Here is a 17,488-nt window from a genome sequence, read left to right as displayed (position 1 = left end):
TCCTGAAGCACAGTTATAATTGGGTTAAATCATGGAAAGGGGTCGTGACATGCTCGGAAAATTTGTATTAAATAAAGAAACGAAAGATGCACTTATCAGTGAGATACAATCCTATTTTTATGAAGAGCGCGGTGAGGAACTAGGGGACCTGGCAGCATTGCTGATTCTCGAATTCTTCATGGATAAGCTCGCCCCCCATTTTTACAATCTCGGCATCGCGGATGCGCAAAAATACTTAACGGGGAAACTGGATGATATGTACGAGCTGGAAAAATAATTTAAGTGTATGTCCCTTTTGATAAAAACTTCATATCTTTATAGATGACTGAAGTCTTTATAAGGAGGAGCGCAATATGAAAATCATGCTTGATGCTGGGCATGGCTACAATACAACAGGAAAGCGTAGCCCGAATGGCATGCGGGAATATGAATTTAACAAGGCTGTTGCAAACCATGCCCGCGGCCTACTCGAATGTTATCGAAATGTAACGGTTTACTTTGCCCACTCGGACGAACGAGATGTTACGTTAAGGGAAAGGACCAAGAGCGCCAACCATCTTGACGTTGACTTGTATATTTCCATTCACGCAAACGCTTTTGGCGGCGGCTGGAGCGACGCAGGCGGAATCGAGACATACATATACTTGTCTAAGCCGCCTCGCGCTTATGCCCTCGCCCAGAAAATCCAGCGGAATGCCATTGCTGCAACCGGACTACGAAACCGCGGTGTCAAAACCGCTGATTTCCATGTCCTGCGGGAAACCATCATGGATGCAGTCCTTGTGGAAGCCGGCTTTATGACCAATCCGGACGAAAGTAAGCTCCTCCGATCTGAATCCTACCGTAAGAAAATCGCCGGCGCCATCGTCGCAGCGATTGTGGAGCAATATGGGCTTGTAAGAGAGGGGTGAGGGGTGAGCTTTTGGTTGGGTTACGGTTGAGTTTGAGTTTGAATTGAAGAGTTTCGGGTTGGGCTTCGATTCGGGTTTGGATGGCGTTTCGGAGTGGGCTTCGGATTGGGCTTCGGATTCAGTTTTGGCCGAGTTAATGATTGAGCTTCGAGGTGCGGTCGTTTTTCGAGTTGAGTTTTAATTGAGTTCGAACAGAATTTTGATTCGAGTTCTTGTTTGAGTTTCCGCCAGATTTTTCAACTTTGGGATCGGTTTAGGATGGAGCCTGTTTGGAATAAAATGTCTATTTGTCCGAATTAAGCTATTTTTTGTCCGAATCACGAGGGTTTCTGTCCTAATAGACAATTTTTTTTGTCCGAATCAACGTATTTCCCGGGAGAATGAAATTATTTCCCACTTTCCACTTGTTGAAATTCGCCATTTTACAGCATAAGAACAGGGCCGGCACATCTGCCAGCCCTGTTCTTATGCTTCTTTTTTCAAAATAGTGCTCTGAATGATTAAATTTACTAGGGCCATGATGACCGCTGTCAATAGTGCCATCCCGAATCCCTGTATTTCAAAGGAACTGCCCATCACCTGGTCTGTGATCATGATCGTTATCGCATTAACAACGAACAAAAACAGCCCCAGTGTCAGGACGGTCACAGGAAGTGTCAGTATAATAAGGATTGGCCTGACGAGGACATTAAGAATAGATAGGACGAAGCTTGCCGCCAGAGCTGCGCCAAAGCTGGTTACGTAAAAAGCTTCGCCAAAGTATCCTGCAATTGCTGTGAACAGAATTGCGTTAATCACAATACCAATTAGCCATCTCATTTGCTTACCTCTCCTCTTTCGGAATAATAAAAGTCAGAAGAAGGTAGGTAATAGCCAACGGAAAGAATGCTGTCGTAATCAAGAGGATGATAAAGATGATGCGAAGGATTGTCGCATCAATTCCTGTTGTTTGCGCAATGCCCCCGATGATGCCTGCTATTTTTCGATTGGTTCTCGATCTTACTATTTTCATGTAAAAGACCTCCCTTTTCAGCAGACGCCCAATTCATTTTTGCCGTCTGCCAGCCAGAACGGACCTACCTTACTTCAGCGCCACGGTTCTTTTTCAGCACAATCGCACCAGTTTTTGTTTCAGCATAAATTCTCAAAGGTTCCAGACTTTCAGCGTCTGGCCTGAAGCTAAGTGATTTCTGCACCATTTCTGATTTTTCTTCGATAACATGCACGCCCTCAATCTCAAGCCTGAAATTTCCAAGGTTCGATTTCAGCGTACCTGTTGGGGCAATGGCGGATGGGATAGAAATATCGATCCCGCCAGTCGCTGATTTCACTTCAACACTTTCACAATCTTCATTTTCCACCATGCACCCGATTTGGCCGTTGAAAGACTGCAAATCTGCATGCCTAAATGATCCCTCCGCAGTAATAGCTCCGTTGATTGTCTCTGCCTCAAGATCGTTAATCATGCTCCGCCTAATTTTCAAATGGCCATTTGCTGTTTCGGCTTCAAGCTTTCTGCAATCGAGTCCTTCCAGGATGATTTTTCCATTGGCCGTCTTTGCCTTGAAATCCTTGACAGTTAATTCACTGCCTTCGATTCCCCCGTTAAACAGCCGGATTCGGATAGTGTCATAGTCTTCCCTTGGAATGTAAATATCAGCCGCAACCTTCATCCACTTCTGCTGAACAGCAAAGCGCATTTTCTGGCCCTCTATGGCAAAAATCGCATCCTCTAGCAGTTTGCGGCGGGCTTCCTCCTGCGTTTCCACCCTGTATACCTTTGCATTGCATTCGATTCTCACATCTTTTTTATCCCATGGAATCATCCTGACGCTGCCATTGGCAAGGTCGATATCAATCTGATCCAAATACGTGTCACTGTGCTGGAATATATGCGATATATCGACAGACTGCCCAAAGTTCAAATCGAGATCAAGATTCTTTATTTTTTTAAAAGCCATATCCACAAAATCAAAAACTGTATCTTTAACAGACTGGAAGCTATTTGTATTGCTTTCCTCTTTTTTGCTTCTGGTTTTCTGGCCCTCGTCCGGTTCTACCACAGCAGACAGCTCTGTCATCAGTTCTTCTTGCTTTACTTCCATCGTCTTGTCGTTCTTTTCAAGCTGCTCCAAGAGAAATAAAGCTTCATTTACAGTCAGCTTACCCTCTTCCACCATCTTTAATATCCGTTTACGCTCTTCATTCATCTTCTTCCTCCCCCTTCTTGTAAAACTATATCAATACCTTGAGCCCTTTTACCAGATTCCATATATAGGCGATAAACGTAATCAAACCTGTTCCGGCAATCGCCACTAATGTACGGTATGGTGCCTCCTCGCTGGAGTTTAGCAGAGCCAAGTCTGCCCAGGCAAAATAAACAACTAACACAACCCCTGACATAGGAATAAGCTGGGAAAAGAAAGCTTTTTTTGCATGTCCTTTCACTTCAGTGTCTTTTGAAGCTATCCAGACAGCGAGCGGCGAAATAACGCCTATACCAAATAGAAAACTTAAATAACAAAACCCCGAAAGTAATTTATTCGTATTCATGCCGAAACATCTCCTTCTCTTTAATACGAAGGAATAGAGAAGAAGTTTCAGGGAAAGTGTTGCCCCGCCTTTATTCTGGCAGAGTTGCTAAATCCTTAATTTTTTTTTATCCTGTTTAAAACAAGGCTTCCCGCACCTAAGGGAAGCCTTGTTTTAATTATGATTTGCTGGTCTCACGCTCAGCGATCAGCTTCTGCATCCGGAGCCGGTCCCGATCAAGGACAGGCTTCAGGTATTTGCCTGTATACGAGCCTGGAGACTCAGCTACCTGCTCAGGCGTTCCGCTAGCGATAATCGTTCCGCCGCGGTCCCCGCCTTCAGGGCCTAGGTCAATAATATGGTCCGCAGCTTTGATAACATCAAGATTATGTTCGATGACAAGGACCGTATCGCCATTGTCGACAAGCCGCTGTAATACTTCCAGCAGGCGGGAAATATCGTCAACATGCAAGCCTGTTGTCGGCTCATCAAGAATATACAGTGATCGGCCGTTCGAACGGCGGTGCAGCTCTGACGCAAGCTTGACGCGCTGAGCTTCCCCGCCGGACAATGTCGTAGCCGGCTGCCCAAGCGTAATATATCCCAGGCCGACATCCCAGATTGTCTGGAGCTTGCGTTTAATTTTCGGGATATTTTCAAAGAATTCAACCGCATTCTCAACAGTCATGTCAAGAATATCGGAAATGTTCTTACCTTTATACTGTACTTCAAGAGTTTCCCGGTTATACCTCTTTCCGTGGCAAACCTCACACGGAACATACACATCAGGAAGGAAGTGCATTTCAATTTTAATGATTCCGTCACCCCGGCAGGCTTCGCAGCGGCCACCCTTAACGTTGAAACTGAACCGCCCTTTTTTATATCCCCGTACTTTTGCCTCATTGGTAGAAGCAAATACATCACGGATATCATCGAATGTTCCAGTATAGGTTGCAGGGTTGGAGCGAGGGGTCCGCCCGATCGGCGACTGGTCGATATCGATAACTTTTTCAAGCTGCTCCGCCCCCTTTATTTCCCGAAATTCTCCCGGCCTGCTTTTTGCCTTATGAAGCCTCATGGCTAACGCTTTATGGAGAATATCGTTGATCAAGGTACTCTTACCCGAGCCCGAAACGCCGGTAACCGCGACAAACAACCCCAGAGGAACCTTCAAATTGACATTCTGCAGATTATTTTCTCGGGCTCCTTTAATTTCTACGAGCCTGCCGTTAGGCTTTCTTCGTTCCACTGGGAGCGGGATGAACTTTTTACCGGAAAGATACTTCCCTGTCAGGGAAGCCGGATCATTCATAACCTCCTCCGGGGTGCCTGCAGAAACAATTTCACCGCCACGGACTCCGGCACCTGGACCGACATCGATTAAATAATCAGCGGCTAACATTGTATCCTCATCATGCTCAACGACGATCAACGTATTCCCGATATCCCTCATATTCTTCAGCGTGCCAATCAGCCTGTCATTATCGCGCTGGTGAAGCCCAATAGATGGCTCATCAAGGATGTAGAGCACTCCTGTCAGCCTCGACCCAATTTGGGTCGCTAGCCGGATACGCTGTGCCTCCCCGCCGGACAATGTTCCTGCAGCACGGTTCAAAGTCAGGTAATCCAAGCCAACATTGATCAGGAAACCAAGCCGTTCCTTGATTTCTCGAAAAATCAGGTTGGCAATCTTCATTTCTTTTTCCGACAGCTCAAGTGTAGAAAAGAAGTCATATGCCTCTTCTATCGACAGTGCCGTAACTTCTCCGATATTCTGCCCTGAAATTAAGACAGACAAGCTTTCCCGCTTCAGCCTTTTTCCTTTGCAGGTGGGACACGGCTGCTCCGCCATGTATTTCTCCATTTGCTCCCTGATATAATCGGAGCTCGTTTCTTTATAGCGGCGTTCTATATTTTTAAGTACTCCCTCGAAAACGATATAATTTTCACGTACTTGGCCAAAGTCATTTTCATAGCGGAAGTAAATCCGGTCACTGCCCGAACCGTTCAGAACTTTATCGAGTTCATGAGCAGGAAGGTCCTTCACTGGAGTATCCATGCTGATTCCATAATGCTGGCAGACTGCCGCCAGCAAGGATGGGTAATACTGCGAAGAAGTTGGCTCCCATGGCGCGATGGCGTGCTGGTTCAAAGTCAGGTCTTTATTTGGAATGACGAGACCGATATCCACTTCCAGCTTGTTACCGAGACCGTCACATTCAGGGCAGGCTCCATATGGGCTGTTAAAGGAAAACATTCTTGGTTCCAGTTCGCCAATTGAAAATCCGCATATTGGGCAGGCATGATTTTCACTGAACATCAGCTCTTCTACCCCGATGACATCAATGAGAACTTTCCCGTCCCCTAGCTTAAGCGCGCTTTCAAGTGAGTCGGCAAGTCGCGCTGCGACGCCGTCCTTAACAACAATCCGGTCGATAACCACTTCAATGCTGTGCTTCTTGTTTTTTTCAAGCTCTATTTCCTCACTGACATCGATCATTTCTCCATCTACCCGGACACGGACATAGCCTTGCTTCTTTACATCCTCGAACACTTTTGCATGCGTCCCTTTCCGTCCAGAAACAATTGGTGCGAGGACTTGAAGCTTCGTCCTCTCTGGGTAATCAAGAATGCGGTCCACCATCTGCTCGATTGTCTGAGAAGATATTTCTATCTTATGGATCGGGCAGACAGGCCGCCCCACCCTTGCGAACAGCAACCTTAAATAATCGTATATCTCTGTGACGGTACCCACTGTCGAGCGCGGGTTCCGGCTTGTCGTCTTCTGATCAATTGAAATCGCGGGCGAAAGCCCTTCAATTGCATCAACATCCGGTTTGTCCATCTGGCCGAGAAACTGACGCGCATACGCGGACAATGACTCTACATACCGTCGCTGGCCCTCAGCGTAGATTGTATCGAACGCCAGCGAGGACTTTCCTGAACCGGAAAGCCCTGTCAGCACGACAAGCTTGTCTCTCGGGATGGTGACATCGATATCTTTCAAATTGTGGGCCCTGGCGCCTTTTACAATCAGTTTATCCATCGCCATAAAAACGTCATCCTTCCGATTTCAACTCTAATATCAAATCACGCAGCTCGGCAGCCCTTTCGAAGTTGAGCGCTTTTGCCGCGTCTTTCATTTCTTTTTCCATATTGGCAATTACTTTGTCTCGGTCTTTCTTGGACAGCTTCCTCAAGCCTTCGGACGGGCTGTACGCTTCCTGCTCCTCGGCAGCAATTGTAGCCCTGATGACATCGCGGATGTCTTTTTGTATCGTCTGCGGTGTGATGCCGTGTTCCTTATTGTAGGTTTCCTGGATTTCCCGGCGCCGGTTTGTCTCGGAAATCGCGAGTTCCATCGAGTTCGTCATTCGATCTGCATACATGATAACATGGCCGGACGCATTCCGGGCAGCGCGCCCCATTGTCTGAATCAGAGACCTTTCTGACCGGAGGAAGCCTTCCTTATCAGCATCAAGGATGGCAACAAGCGATACCTCTGGAATATCAAGACCCTCCCTGAGAAGGTTGATTCCAATAAGGACATCATACTTGCCAAGCCGCAGCTCACGGATAATTTCAATCCGCTCGAGCGTTTTGACCTCCGAATGAAGATACTGCACTTTAATGCCGATTTCTTTTAAGTAGTCTGTCAGATCTTCTGACATTTTTTTGGTCAGCGTCGTGACAAGGACACGCTCGTTCCGTTTCGTCCGTTCCTGGATCTCGCCGATCAGGTCATCGATCTGTCCCTGGATTGGCCGAACATCAATGGTCGGGTCAATCAGGCCTGTCGGTCGGATAATCTGCTCGACCATTTCCGGTGTATGTTCAATCTCATATGGCCCCGGTGTTGCCGAAACATAGACAGCCTGCCGGACATGGCTTTCAAATTCCCCGAATGTGAGCGGGCGATTGTCCATAGCGGATGGCAGACGGAATCCATGGTCGACAAGCACTTGCTTGCGGGCCTGGTCACCATTAAACATTCCCCTTATTTGCGGAAGCGTAACATGCGATTCATCGATTACAATCAATAAGTCCTCGGGAAAATAATCGAGAAGCGTATACGGTGTCGATCCTGGCGGCCTTAATGTGAGGTGGCGAGAATAGTTTTCGATTCCCGAACAGAATCCCATTTCCCGCATCATTTCAAGGTCATAGCGCGTCCGCTGTTCAAGCCTCTGGGCCTCGAGAAGCTTATCGTTAGAACGAAGGACTTCAAGTCGTTCCTCCAGCTCTTTTTCAATATTCTCAATGGCAATTCTCATTTTTTCTTCGCGGGTTACGAAGTGGGATGCTGGAAAAATGGCGACGTGGTCGCGCTCGGCAATAATTTCCCCTGTCAGGGCATCCACTTCCCGGATTCGGTCAATTTCATCACCAAAAAATTCTACCCTCATGCAATGCTCATCACGGGAAACAGGGAAGATTTCAACAACATCCCCGCGCACCCGAAACGTCCCTCGCTTAAAATCGATGTCATTTCTCTCATACTGGACATCAACTAAGCGCCGGAGCAGCTGGTTCCGTTCGATTTCCATGCCGGTTCGGAGTGAAACAACTAAATCCCGGTATTCTTCAGGAGAACCGAGGCCATAGATGCAGCTGACACTGGCGATGATGATGACATCTTTCCGTTCAAACAAGGAAGAGGTTGCCGAGTGCCGAAGCTTGTCTATTTCATCATTGATGCTCGCGTCCTTTTCAATGAAGGTATCTGTCTGCGGCACATATGCTTCCGGCTGGTAATAGTCATAGTAGCTGACAAAGTACTCGACAGCATTGTTCGGGAAAAATTCTTTAAACTCGCTATACAGCTGTCCAGCCAGCGTTTTGTTGTGGGCGATGATGAGCGTAGGCCTATTCACTTCTTTAATGACATTTGAAATCGTAAACGTCTTCCCGGTCCCCGTCGCGCCCAGGAGCGTCTGGTGCCGCTTGTTCTCATTAATGCCCTGGACCAGCTTCCTGATCGCTTCTGGCTGGTCACCCTGCGGGGAATACTTTGAGACTAATTCAAACTGATCCTTCACAAAAAAGCCTCCTATTGAAAAATTCCTTCTATAAAATAAGCCTCGGTTTTCAAAACGAGGTGTTTATTCCGTCTTTCTTTTAATACATTCATTCTACCACAAAGCTCCCATTGTTAACCAACAAAAAGCAAACAAATGTTCTAGATATTTTTCGCACAGAAGAGTCGAAAGGAGAAGATGATAGCGGATTTTCGTTCATCAAATGATTGATAAACTGTGCTTCTGCATTGCGGTGGCTGGAAGGTAGGAGATACTGGGTTATTGCCGGTTTATCGTATTTATTTTTTACGTAAATTGTCTAATTGTCCGAATCACTAAGTTTTTTGTCCTAATCAACTTGATTCTTGTCTTAATCAACGTGTTTTCTGTCCTAATCCTGTTATTTCCCGGAAGAATTAATTATTTCCCAACTCCCTGCCAGCTCAAGCCAGTAAAAATCCAAACCAAAATGACACTCTAAAGAAGACTGGCCCCCAGAAACCTCATCTTTTCGCCGCAATACTGGTTCCTAACACAACACTAAGGCTTTCAAATAAGCAAAAAGCCTGCCGTATCGTTACGGCAGGCTCTTCCTATTTATTTTCACGAAATCGCTGTCTCATCCTGTTGGAAAAGTAAAAGCCAAGCGTCAGAGAGAAAGCATCGATTACAATTAGCCACCACGAGTCCGTATAGCCTTTATAAACCGAAGCCGCAATCAGGCCAACTGTAAGCACAAGGCCGACGACTTGGTTATAGGCCACCCTTGTAAAAAAAACAACCAGCAGACCTGGCAGCAGGAATGCCGACAAATATTTGATGACCATCATGATTACACCTCACCCGGACAAGCATCACGCCCGCCCTCTTTATGTCCGTCCGAAAGATTCCTTAAGCTACCCTTTAGGATAACTTTTTTCCGGGTATAAGACAAGGCTTCCGCACTTCCACAACTCGGACTTCCTACGCCAAGACCCCTGCGGATTTTCACACTCGGGCTGACCGCTCTCAGACGTCTGCAGCATTTCCTCCACTCTATGACTCTCGAAAGAAGCTCTAGGGCAGACTGCATGGCCGGCTTCCTAAAGGGCTGCCCGGATTTTGGCAGCAATTTCGTTCAGCTCGGCCATATTGACGGCGGTTCTTTCATTATCCTCGGTGATTGTTTCGACGGTTGCATGCATTTCTTCGAGGCCTGCTGATGCTTCCTCGGCAACTGCCGCCATCTCGTTTGTGGCCACTTCCACCTGGGTCGATTTTTCTTTCACATCCTTTACAAGGGTATCAAAGCTCGTAAACTTTCTATTCAAAATGGAAATCGTGCTGTTCAATTCAGCAAAATAACTGGCCATTTCTTTTGTTGTGCCGACACTTCCCTCGAATTTCACGGCGCTTTGCTTCATTTTTTCAAGTGCAAGCCCGTTTGTCTCATTGACTTCCTCCAGGTTGCCGGTAATGTTTTCTGTCGTTGTTTTCGTTGTTTCAGCAAGCTTGCGGATTTCCTCGGCAACAACAGAGAAACCGCGCCCTGCCTCCCCTGCCCTGGCTGCTTCGATACTGGCATTCAGAGCAAGCAAGTTCGTCTGTGTGGTGATATCCCGAATCGTGACAGCATATTCATTCGTTTCCTGAATTTTATTTGTCAACTGCTCGAAAGCCTTGTTCAGTCCGGAAATCATTCCATGAACATCATTCATTTCCGACTGTAGGACTGAAATTTTCCCTTCTCCATCCATTGCCATCCCATGAGCCCGTTCCGTATCCTTGAACAGCTCTGCTGTGACAACTTCCATCTCTCCCATTGCCTGCGAAGCAGAGAAAGAGTTTTCGGCAATGCTCGCAATCTGCTCTGTCTGGTTTTGGCTGCCCGCTGCCACTTCCCTGATAGCAGTCTTCATTTCAAGCTGGGCGCCACTGTGATGCTGGATTTGTCTGTTTACCTCGGCGATCCGTTCCGCCATCTGTGTGATTTCATGCTCGAGTATTTCCTGTTTCTCTTCTTTCTCAACCCTGGTTTCCACGGACTCAACTAGAAGCCTTTCAACGAGCATTGACTGCCTGCCAGTTATTTTGATTAAAACAAACAGAGCCGCCGCTGTCAGCAAATACGTAAGGAATCCAGTTGTAAAAGCAGGTTCGGCTGCTTTGTCGGAAGCGTAGAAATAATTCAGCAGGAGTACGCCAAACCCCATAAGCGATCCTGTTACAAAAAGCGGAGGGGAAAGCTGGATGACCGAATATACCTGAAGGAAAGCCAGTACCTGGATGACCTCTACAGAGCCCCCTTTACTATAATGACAGTACTCGCTGCTGAATATAAAAGCACAATGCTTAAGTATGGAAATAAGGATTCTTTTTTTAGTACATACTGCAGAACAATAAACAATCCTGTAAATATAAGAATCTCAATCCCGTAAACCCAAATTTCAAAAACCTTGTTGGCTGCCACGCTGTAAAATCCCGCTGCGATTAGTGAGATTAATAATGTATAAAACATAGCTGAATTCTTAGATTTTAAAGTTTCAAGCTTCATTTTCTGGATTTCTTCCAATATCGCCTTCCCCTTTACATGTTTTTATTAGCCTTTTATTTCCTTTCTCATTAAATATCGGAACTTTCCCCTATTTTTGAATTCTATTTCAATGAAATTTTTATGATATTTTTCCCATAAAAAAATGCCGCAGCTTTTCTCCGCTGCGGCAAACTATTTTCACTTATTATATGTGACCTTTTCTACCTGTCCCCCGAGGCTGATCGTCGTTTCTGCAGGCTTTGTTTCTGCAATGATGCGGCCTTCGCGAATGGAATAGAGGACAGCTGCCTGCTTGCGGACTGCTTCATATTCATTTTCCGCCGCAAGTACAATCAAATTCGCCGGCTTGCCTTCTTCAATTCCGTACATACCTTGAATGTTCAAGGTCCTTGCGCTGTTATCCGTGATAAGGTCGAGAGAGCGGACAATTTGCTCGTAGCCCATCAGCTGGGCAACATGGATACCCATATGGAGCACCTTCAACATATTTCCTGTTCCAAGCGGGTACCACGGATCGAAAATATCGTCATGGCCAAAGCAAACATTCAGGCCGGCTTCCTGCAGTTCTTTTACCCGGGTCAAGCCCCTCCGCTTCGGATAAGTGTCGAATCTCCCTTGAAGATGGATATTGACCAGTGGGTTCGATACAAAGTTGATGTCTGCAAGCTTCAGCAGCCGGAAAAGCTTGGATGTATAAGGATCATTGTAGGATCCCATTGCAGTCGTATGGCTCGCCGTTACTTTTTCGCCCATTCCTAGGCGGTAGGCCTCCGCAGCAACCACTTCGATAAAACGAGATTGCTCGTCGTCGATTTCATCACAGTGGATATCGATAAGGCAACTGTATTTTTCAGCCAGCTCAAAAGTCGTTTTCACCGATTCGACGCCATACTCCCTAGTAAACTCAAAATGCGGGATGCCGCCAACGACATCAGCGCCCATACGCAACGCTTCTTCCAGCAGTTCCCTGCCATTCGGATAGGAAAGGATTCCCTCCTGCGGAAAGGCGACAAGCTGCAAATTCACATATGGAGACATTTCTTCTTTTACTTCCAGCAGGGCTTTCAGCGCTGTGAGTTTTGGATCAGTTACGTCCACATGTGTCCTGACATGCTGAATCCCCTGGGCAATCTGCCATTTCAGCGCGGTTTTCGCCCTTGTTTTCACGTCTTCAATGGTTAGAAACTGCTTGCGCTCCGACCACCTTTGAATTCCTTCGAACAATGTGCCGCTTTCATTCCATTTCGGCTCACCGGCAGTCAAAGTTGTATCAAGATGGATATGCGGCTCGACAAACGGCGGCAGCACAAGGCTCCCGTTAACGTCGATGATTTGCTGGCCGCTCACGGTTTCACCCGCAGGTGCGATTTTTTCAATTTTCCCGTCTTTCAGCAGTATTTGCCAAAGACCATCCCTGTTCCTTAACTTTGCGTTTTTAATAATCACGCTTCCGTCACCTCTTCCATTTCAAGTCTGCCTGCAACCGTAACTCTGTTTGCGGCGAAGCCAAGAACCGTATAGATGAATGCCGCTCCGAGAATGCCGTTTAGCGGCGGGATGCCCGGTGCAAATTTGGCAATCATTACTGCCGCGCCCCAAGCCGTGAGCGCCAGCCAGTTGACAGATTTAAACTTCATATTTTCAAAGCTGCGGTATTTGCCGCGGTTTAGGATAAAATAGTCTGCAATGATTATGGCGCCGATTGGCGGGAGTGCCGCGCCGAGGATCGTCAGGAAGCCAACAAAGTTGTTGTACAGCCACATCGCCATGACAGTTCCGATGATTCCGTTGAAAATGACAACCTTGCTCTTTTTGATTTTAGTAATATTCGAGATTCCAAGGCCTGATGCATAAAGGGCATTGTCATTTGTTGTCCAGATGTTGAGGCCAAGCACAATGATGGCCGGAAGTATCAGTCCCTGGAGGAACATGACTTCCGAAATATCCGATTGCCCTGTGGCAATTGCGCCAATTGCGCCGAAGAAGAACATAAGCGAGTTTCCGATGAAAAAAGCGAGCACGGTGGTCAGCACTGCATTTCTTTTCGTGTTTGCGAATCGTGCAAAGTCGGGTGTCAGCGTTCCGCCGCTGATAAAGGAGCCTACGCAGATGGTCAAAGCGGCCGCCATTCCAAGGCTTTCCTTCGGCTGATAATCCATCAGCGCCGCCATTCCCCCAAGATCCCCGAGCGCTTCAAAAGCCGAGAAGCCTCCAAGAACGGCAATGGCCGGCACTGCGATAAAGCTCAATATCGCGAGAGCCTTCATTCCGAAAAATGCTGTTGCTGTCATAAGCAGACCGGCAACTGCAATTAACAGATAAGTGTCTGCACCTGTTACTTTTTGGACGGGGACCGCAAACATTGCGACACCGACGCCAAACCAGCCAATTTGCGTCCCACTTAGCAGAAACGAAGAAAGATAAGAGCCTTTTTCACCAAAAGCATAGCGTGTGAGCAAATGTGTCGAAAGCCCAGTTTTGGCAGCGATGTAAGCAAGTGCTCCAGTATAAGCTCCAAGGATGAGGTTCCCAGCTAGAACAGCCACGATGAACTCGCCCATCGTAAGTCCAAGGCCGAGCGTACCGCCTGACAGCATGCTTGCCGAGAAAAAAGTGAAGCCGAGCATAACAACGAGCATTCTCCAAAAACCGTTTCGGTGTGACTGCGGTACAGCCTGCAATGAAAAATCGCGATCTGTTTTCTTTTCCATTTCTATTCCTCCATTTTTAAAAAAGTTTGTGCTGGTACCGAAGTTTCCTTCAGAATATTGCCCAAACAGAGGATGGCGCAAAAAAAGGCTTCCTGCCATAAGTGGACAGGAAGCCTTTCTTGCAGGAAGAAAGCATGGCGTATAACCGCCAGCTCTCTTCACATATTCCGCTGTCCTTGTCAGCCTCACGGGACTGAATTTAAAGGTACCAGTATTTAAATTATCATCATTATTGCACTTAAAGTTATCCTTGTCAAAGGCAGTATTTTTCCAGTTTCATTCTAATTAAAATTATTTCCGACGGCTAAAGCCTTCCTCTTCAAGATATTGCTTCGCTTCGTTATATGAGGGGAAAGTTCCATCAAGATTCAGGCCGGCATATACATTCCACATGTCATCTTCCTCGACAAGCAGCAGGGTATGCTTTTCACCATTTACCCAGCGCTCTTCTTCAGCTTCACCGATGATCGCTGTTTCCCCTGCTGTTGGCGGCATAAGGGATTGAATGGACTGTTTGATAATATCGCGAAGCTCATCCTGTGAAAAATCACGGATGTTCACCATTCCTTTATCGTCTGTATCGATGCCTTCTATTTTCCCGGCGTAAACAAACCCGTTTCCATTCGGATGCAAATGGTAAACAACGTTTTTCTTGTCTTCCGCACTTTCTCCAAAGTGGAAATTAACGCGTCCGAGCGAAACCTTTTTACGCTCGAGTTCAGGAAATGATTCAATTATGGCAAGTTTCTCTTCAAATGTAAGCATGGCGCCTCCGATAATAGGGTGATTTTTTACTCTGTATTATACCATTGGATGCCGGGCAAACCAAACTCCGCTCAAATCTGCCCTTCTTCAGACAGCACACGGATGCCGTTTCTTTTGAACAGAGCCGCAGTCACACCATTCCCTGCCTTTTTCGTACCGTTGAATTCCCCATTGTAAATCATCGAGCTGCCGCAGGACGGACTGTTCTCTTTCAGTACAACAGCCGAAGCGCCCAGCTCCTGCGCTTTCTTTAAAGCAAGCCGGGCTCCTTCTATGTATTGTTCCGTAACATCATGGCCCGACTTATCCACCACCCTCGCCGCACCATCAAGCACATCATCCCCATCACCGCCGACAATCTCCGCAGGCAGCCGCGGCGTCGAAAACCCGCCAAGCAGCTCAGGGCAAACAGCCACCACCTTATTTTCTTTTATCAACTCCGCAATCTTCCCATCCAGGCAATGTCCGCCATCATACCGGACCTCCATGCCTGCCAAACAAGAGCTTACGAGAATCATCTTCTTCCCTCCTCTTGGACACATTTCTATAATTCGGTCCTTAAATCAATCCCAAAATGTCTAGTAATTTTCCCTTTGTTCATCACCATCTCATTTAAATCAACTCCGTTTTAGTTTTTCCCTGAACCTGCTATTCTTGCAGTCAAGTCTAGTGGTTGTTCATTTACAGATTTTAAAAGAAACAGGATTGTCATCCTCCCCTTCATACTCATCCGTCACGAGAAAACGTCCTTCTTTGGAATCATAGTCCCTCCCCCCCATGAAATAGAGGTTTGTTCCCTTATCATATTGTGTTCTTAGTAACATTATCAATCGTTGAATTAATTTCAAATGTTGCATAAAAAACCTTGAAAGGCATTTAGCCAATCAAGGTCAAACAGTATAAATAAATTATTCTTTATCTAAGAAACTAAGAAACCCTTTGAAGTCATTGCTACAGCTTTGGACCTCACTTAAATCCATTCCAATGAAAGGCACCTGTACAAATGGTTTAATTTCACTTTTAATATCAATACAATAAGCTGTATCTCCACCATCAGAACCGATGATTAATAAACCTGGGGCAAACTCTTCAACCCCATATGCATCGTTTAAATCTATTAGATCCTCTATTTTCCACAATACTAAATACGATTGACCAATTGCACCTTCTCCACCATTAGAAATTAATAGAAAGTCATAATATTCTTGTGGAAAGTTAACACTCAATAGTTCTTCAACCTTTTTAATATCGATTTCTGAAGCTGGTTCATTAAGTTCAAATTGGCTTAATAAAGCTTTAATTTGTTCGTCCATTCTTATCTTCCTTTACAAGTTAGTTATTTTTTTAGATTACGCATAAGGTTGTTCCAGTATCTTGTATATTCAGCATGCTCTTTCAGAATCAACGGAATTTTATTAGCATTATCAGTGGGACTTCCACCAAATTTAACTGGGTGAATTTCATGAATTTGTTTACCCTTTAGCTCTGGGTCTTTTCTATGCAATGCAGCATTGGCATTATTAGCTGCCTTTCTTGCGTTTTGATATTCTTCACCCTCAATCTACGGTAGAAACAGTATGCAAAGTGTTAGACATTGACATTCAGGATTTAATTGAGGTGGAGTAGTCTCAACTTAATAATCGTTCTATGTACGCACGAAGTTGCGAAAAATTTTAAAAAGCATGGGGAAAGTGAAGGTTAGGTTTTAATAAGAGAAAACGGTGGTATCTGATGAAATTGACCTTATTAACAGAAAGTATTTTTCTTTAAACAAGACATCCATTTTACTGCAATTAAGCGTACCATATAATTTGTTAAAAGATGGTATTGGGATTATTACGGTTATCCTTATTTAATGAGTAACAAGCAGTTTACTCGTCACCCACCCCCCAAAAAAACCTTGAGAGGCATATAGCCAATCAAGGTTTTCATCACTATTTTTTCCAATCATATCCTAAATCAACAAATCGGACATCCTCATAAACAAGTCCTTTATCTTGAAGAAAAGCACTTAAGTCTTGAAACTCATTTAAGATAATCTCCTCATTTTGCCACGATGCTTCACATTCATCACAGATGTAAATAATCAAGTCTAAATCAACAACTCTAGATTTATACACTAGACCATTACCGTCACATCGGGGGCACACTACATTTCCATTAAAGATATGCATTTTCCACCTCCTCTTTTACTACACCGTCTCTACGGTGATACTGGATATGCTGTAATAATTTTATTTGTATTAGGTTTCACCACTAAACGAAGCGCTGTTTCTCCATTAGTTCCTACTACTCTGCCCATTGGAACAATATAGGCTCCTGGATCACCTAATAATGGTTGACCTTTTTTCATCCAAGCTTCGTCTATTAGCGGCAGAACTTTAGTTTTAGGTACATTAAAAACAGTATGGTTCATTTTGTTTGGATTAGACTCGAGATGAGCCAATATATGTTTTACTCGATTACCAAATTTCTTATCATAACCATATTCTAATCCCCCAGATGAAGTCCATGTACCATCTTTATTATAAGTTAGCTTTCCTAGATTACCCTTACTATCAAACGAATCCGAGTTGTTCAAGTTGTTTGAATTGTTCGAGTTGTCTAAGTTTCTTTCTCTATTTGAATCTCCTTCCCTCTTCTCAATCCTCGTTTGGGTTTGCTTTCTCGGCTGCTGGGTTCGCTTGGCCACTTTCGGCTTTGCTTTCTTCGTTGTCCGGGTTACTTTGGCGGCTGAGCGGCTTTCTTTTCTCGGACTGCTCTTGATTGATCTTGCCGGCACTGTTTTCGGCCTCTTGTATACCTTCGCGGCCACACGCTTGGCTGTTGAACGGTATGTCTTCTTGGAGACTTTCTTTACCGTCCTGTATGCCTTGACTGCCCTTGAGGTTCCCTTGTAGGCTGCCTTGGCCAGCTTGGAAACCACACCCCCGCCCGGAATGAAGTTCGATGCGATGAAGACAGCTGCACCGGCTTTTTGGTACCACTTCGTCTTCCTGCTCCTAATCGTCCGGATAT

The 17,488-nt window shown here is 45.6% G+C and carries 19 protein-coding genes; 2 read left to right on the top strand and 17 right to left on the bottom strand.

Features of this window, described 5'->3' with window-relative positions; all coding sequences use genetic code 11:
* Positions 1-49 precede the first annotated feature (49 nt).
* Positions 50-277 carry a DUF2164 domain-containing protein gene (locus D1970_RS11465; RefSeq protein WP_119113002.1) on the top strand — a complete coding sequence of 76 codons (228 nt, stop codon included), beginning with the start codon at positions 50-52 and terminating at the stop codon, positions 275-277.
* A 76-nt stretch (positions 278-353) separates the two neighbouring features.
* Positions 354-911: an N-acetylmuramoyl-L-alanine amidase gene (locus D1970_RS11460; RefSeq protein ID WP_119113001.1), complete on the top strand. Its 558-nt coding sequence runs from the start codon at positions 354-356 to the stop codon at positions 909-911.
* Positions 912-1,376: 465 nt separating this feature from the next.
* Here D1970_RS11460 and D1970_RS11455 read toward each other — a convergent pair whose 3' ends face one another.
* The 17 genes from D1970_RS11455 to D1970_RS11375 all read right to left on the bottom strand — a co-directional run bounded on the left by D1970_RS11455 (position 1,377) and on the right by D1970_RS11375 (position 17,396).
* Positions 1,377-1,730, bottom strand: a complete 354-nt coding sequence (locus D1970_RS11455; protein ID WP_119113000.1) for a phage holin family protein — start codon at positions 1,728-1,730, stop codon at positions 1,377-1,379.
* 4 nt (positions 1,731-1,734) lie between these two features.
* On the bottom strand, positions 1,735-1,923 hold the full coding sequence (locus tag D1970_RS11450; RefSeq protein WP_119112999.1) for a PspC domain-containing protein: 189 nt from the start codon (positions 1,921-1,923) through the stop codon (positions 1,735-1,737).
* Between the two features lie 64 nt (positions 1,924-1,987).
* Complete coding sequence (locus tag D1970_RS11445) at positions 1,988-3,121, bottom strand: DUF4097 family beta strand repeat-containing protein (RefSeq protein ID WP_119112998.1); 1,134 nt, start codon at positions 3,119-3,121, stop codon at positions 1,988-1,990.
* 25 nt (positions 3,122-3,146) lie between these two features.
* Entirely contained in the window at positions 3,147-3,464 is a 318-nt protein-coding gene (locus D1970_RS11440; protein WP_119112997.1) for a magnetosome magnetite crystal formation protein family, read from the bottom strand.
* 157 nt (positions 3,465-3,621) lie between these two features.
* Positions 3,622-6,495, bottom strand: a complete 2,874-nt coding sequence (gene uvrA / locus D1970_RS11435; protein ID WP_119112996.1) for an excinuclease ABC subunit UvrA — start codon at positions 6,493-6,495, stop codon at positions 3,622-3,624.
* A gap of 7 nt (positions 6,496-6,502) precedes the next feature.
* Entirely contained in the window at positions 6,503-8,482 is a 1,980-nt protein-coding gene (uvrB, locus tag D1970_RS11430) for an excinuclease ABC subunit UvrB (RefSeq protein WP_119112995.1), read from the bottom strand.
* 572 nt (positions 8,483-9,054) lie between these two features.
* Entirely contained in the window at positions 9,055-9,288 is a 234-nt protein-coding gene (locus tag D1970_RS11425; protein ID WP_119113046.1) for a CsbA family protein, read from the bottom strand.
* 5 nt (positions 9,289-9,293) lie between these two features.
* A complete protein-coding gene (locus tag D1970_RS11420; protein WP_119112994.1) occupies positions 9,294-9,533 on the bottom strand; it encodes a hypothetical protein in 240 nt (79 codons plus the stop codon).
* Positions 9,534-9,543: 10 nt separating this feature from the next.
* Positions 9,544-10,653: a methyl-accepting chemotaxis protein gene (locus D1970_RS11415; RefSeq protein ID WP_119112993.1), complete on the bottom strand. Its 1,110-nt coding sequence runs from the start codon at positions 10,651-10,653 to the stop codon at positions 9,544-9,546.
* Positions 10,654-10,733: 80 nt separating this feature from the next.
* Positions 10,734-11,012 (bottom strand): hypothetical protein, encoded by a 279-nt coding sequence (locus D1970_RS11410; RefSeq protein WP_119112992.1) that lies wholly within the window; start codon positions 11,010-11,012, stop codon positions 10,734-10,736.
* A 159-nt stretch (positions 11,013-11,171) separates the two neighbouring features.
* Complete coding sequence (locus D1970_RS11405; RefSeq protein WP_119112991.1) at positions 11,172-12,440, bottom strand: cytosine deaminase; 1,269 nt, start codon at positions 12,438-12,440, stop codon at positions 11,172-11,174.
* A complete protein-coding gene (codB, locus tag D1970_RS11400) occupies positions 12,437-13,705 on the bottom strand; it encodes a cytosine permease (RefSeq protein ID WP_119113045.1) in 1,269 nt (422 codons plus the stop codon). Before codB ends, D1970_RS11405 begins: the two co-directional genes overlap by 4 nt.
* A 291-nt stretch (positions 13,706-13,996) precedes the next feature.
* Entirely contained in the window at positions 13,997-14,470 is a 474-nt protein-coding gene (locus D1970_RS11395) for a hypothetical protein (RefSeq protein ID WP_119112990.1), read from the bottom strand.
* 71 nt (positions 14,471-14,541) lie between these two features.
* On the bottom strand, positions 14,542-14,988 hold the full coding sequence (locus D1970_RS11390) for a 2-thiouracil desulfurase family protein (protein WP_119112989.1): 447 nt from the start codon (positions 14,986-14,988) through the stop codon (positions 14,542-14,544).
* A 390-nt stretch (positions 14,989-15,378) separates the two neighbouring features.
* A complete protein-coding gene (locus D1970_RS11385) occupies positions 15,379-15,783 on the bottom strand; it encodes an SMI1/KNR4 family protein (protein ID WP_119112988.1) in 405 nt (134 codons plus the stop codon).
* A gap of 621 nt (positions 15,784-16,404) precedes the next feature.
* A complete protein-coding gene (locus D1970_RS11380; RefSeq protein WP_119112987.1) occupies positions 16,405-16,644 on the bottom strand; it encodes a 3'-5' exonuclease in 240 nt (79 codons plus the stop codon).
* 29 nt (positions 16,645-16,673) lie between these two features.
* Positions 16,674-17,396 carry a hypothetical protein gene (locus D1970_RS11375; RefSeq protein WP_119112986.1) on the bottom strand — a complete coding sequence of 241 codons (723 nt, stop codon included), beginning with the start codon at positions 17,394-17,396 and terminating at the stop codon, positions 16,674-16,676.
* Positions 17,397-17,488: the final 92 nt, after the last annotated feature.

The sequence above is a fragment of the Mesobacillus zeae genome, from assembly GCF_003570705.1.
Classification (GTDB): Bacteria; Bacillota; Bacilli; order Bacillales; family Cytobacillaceae; genus Mesobacillus_C; species Mesobacillus_C zeae.
The sequence above is the reverse complement of the archived record's forward strand: the minus strand, read 5'-3'. Positions and strand labels throughout refer to the sequence as shown.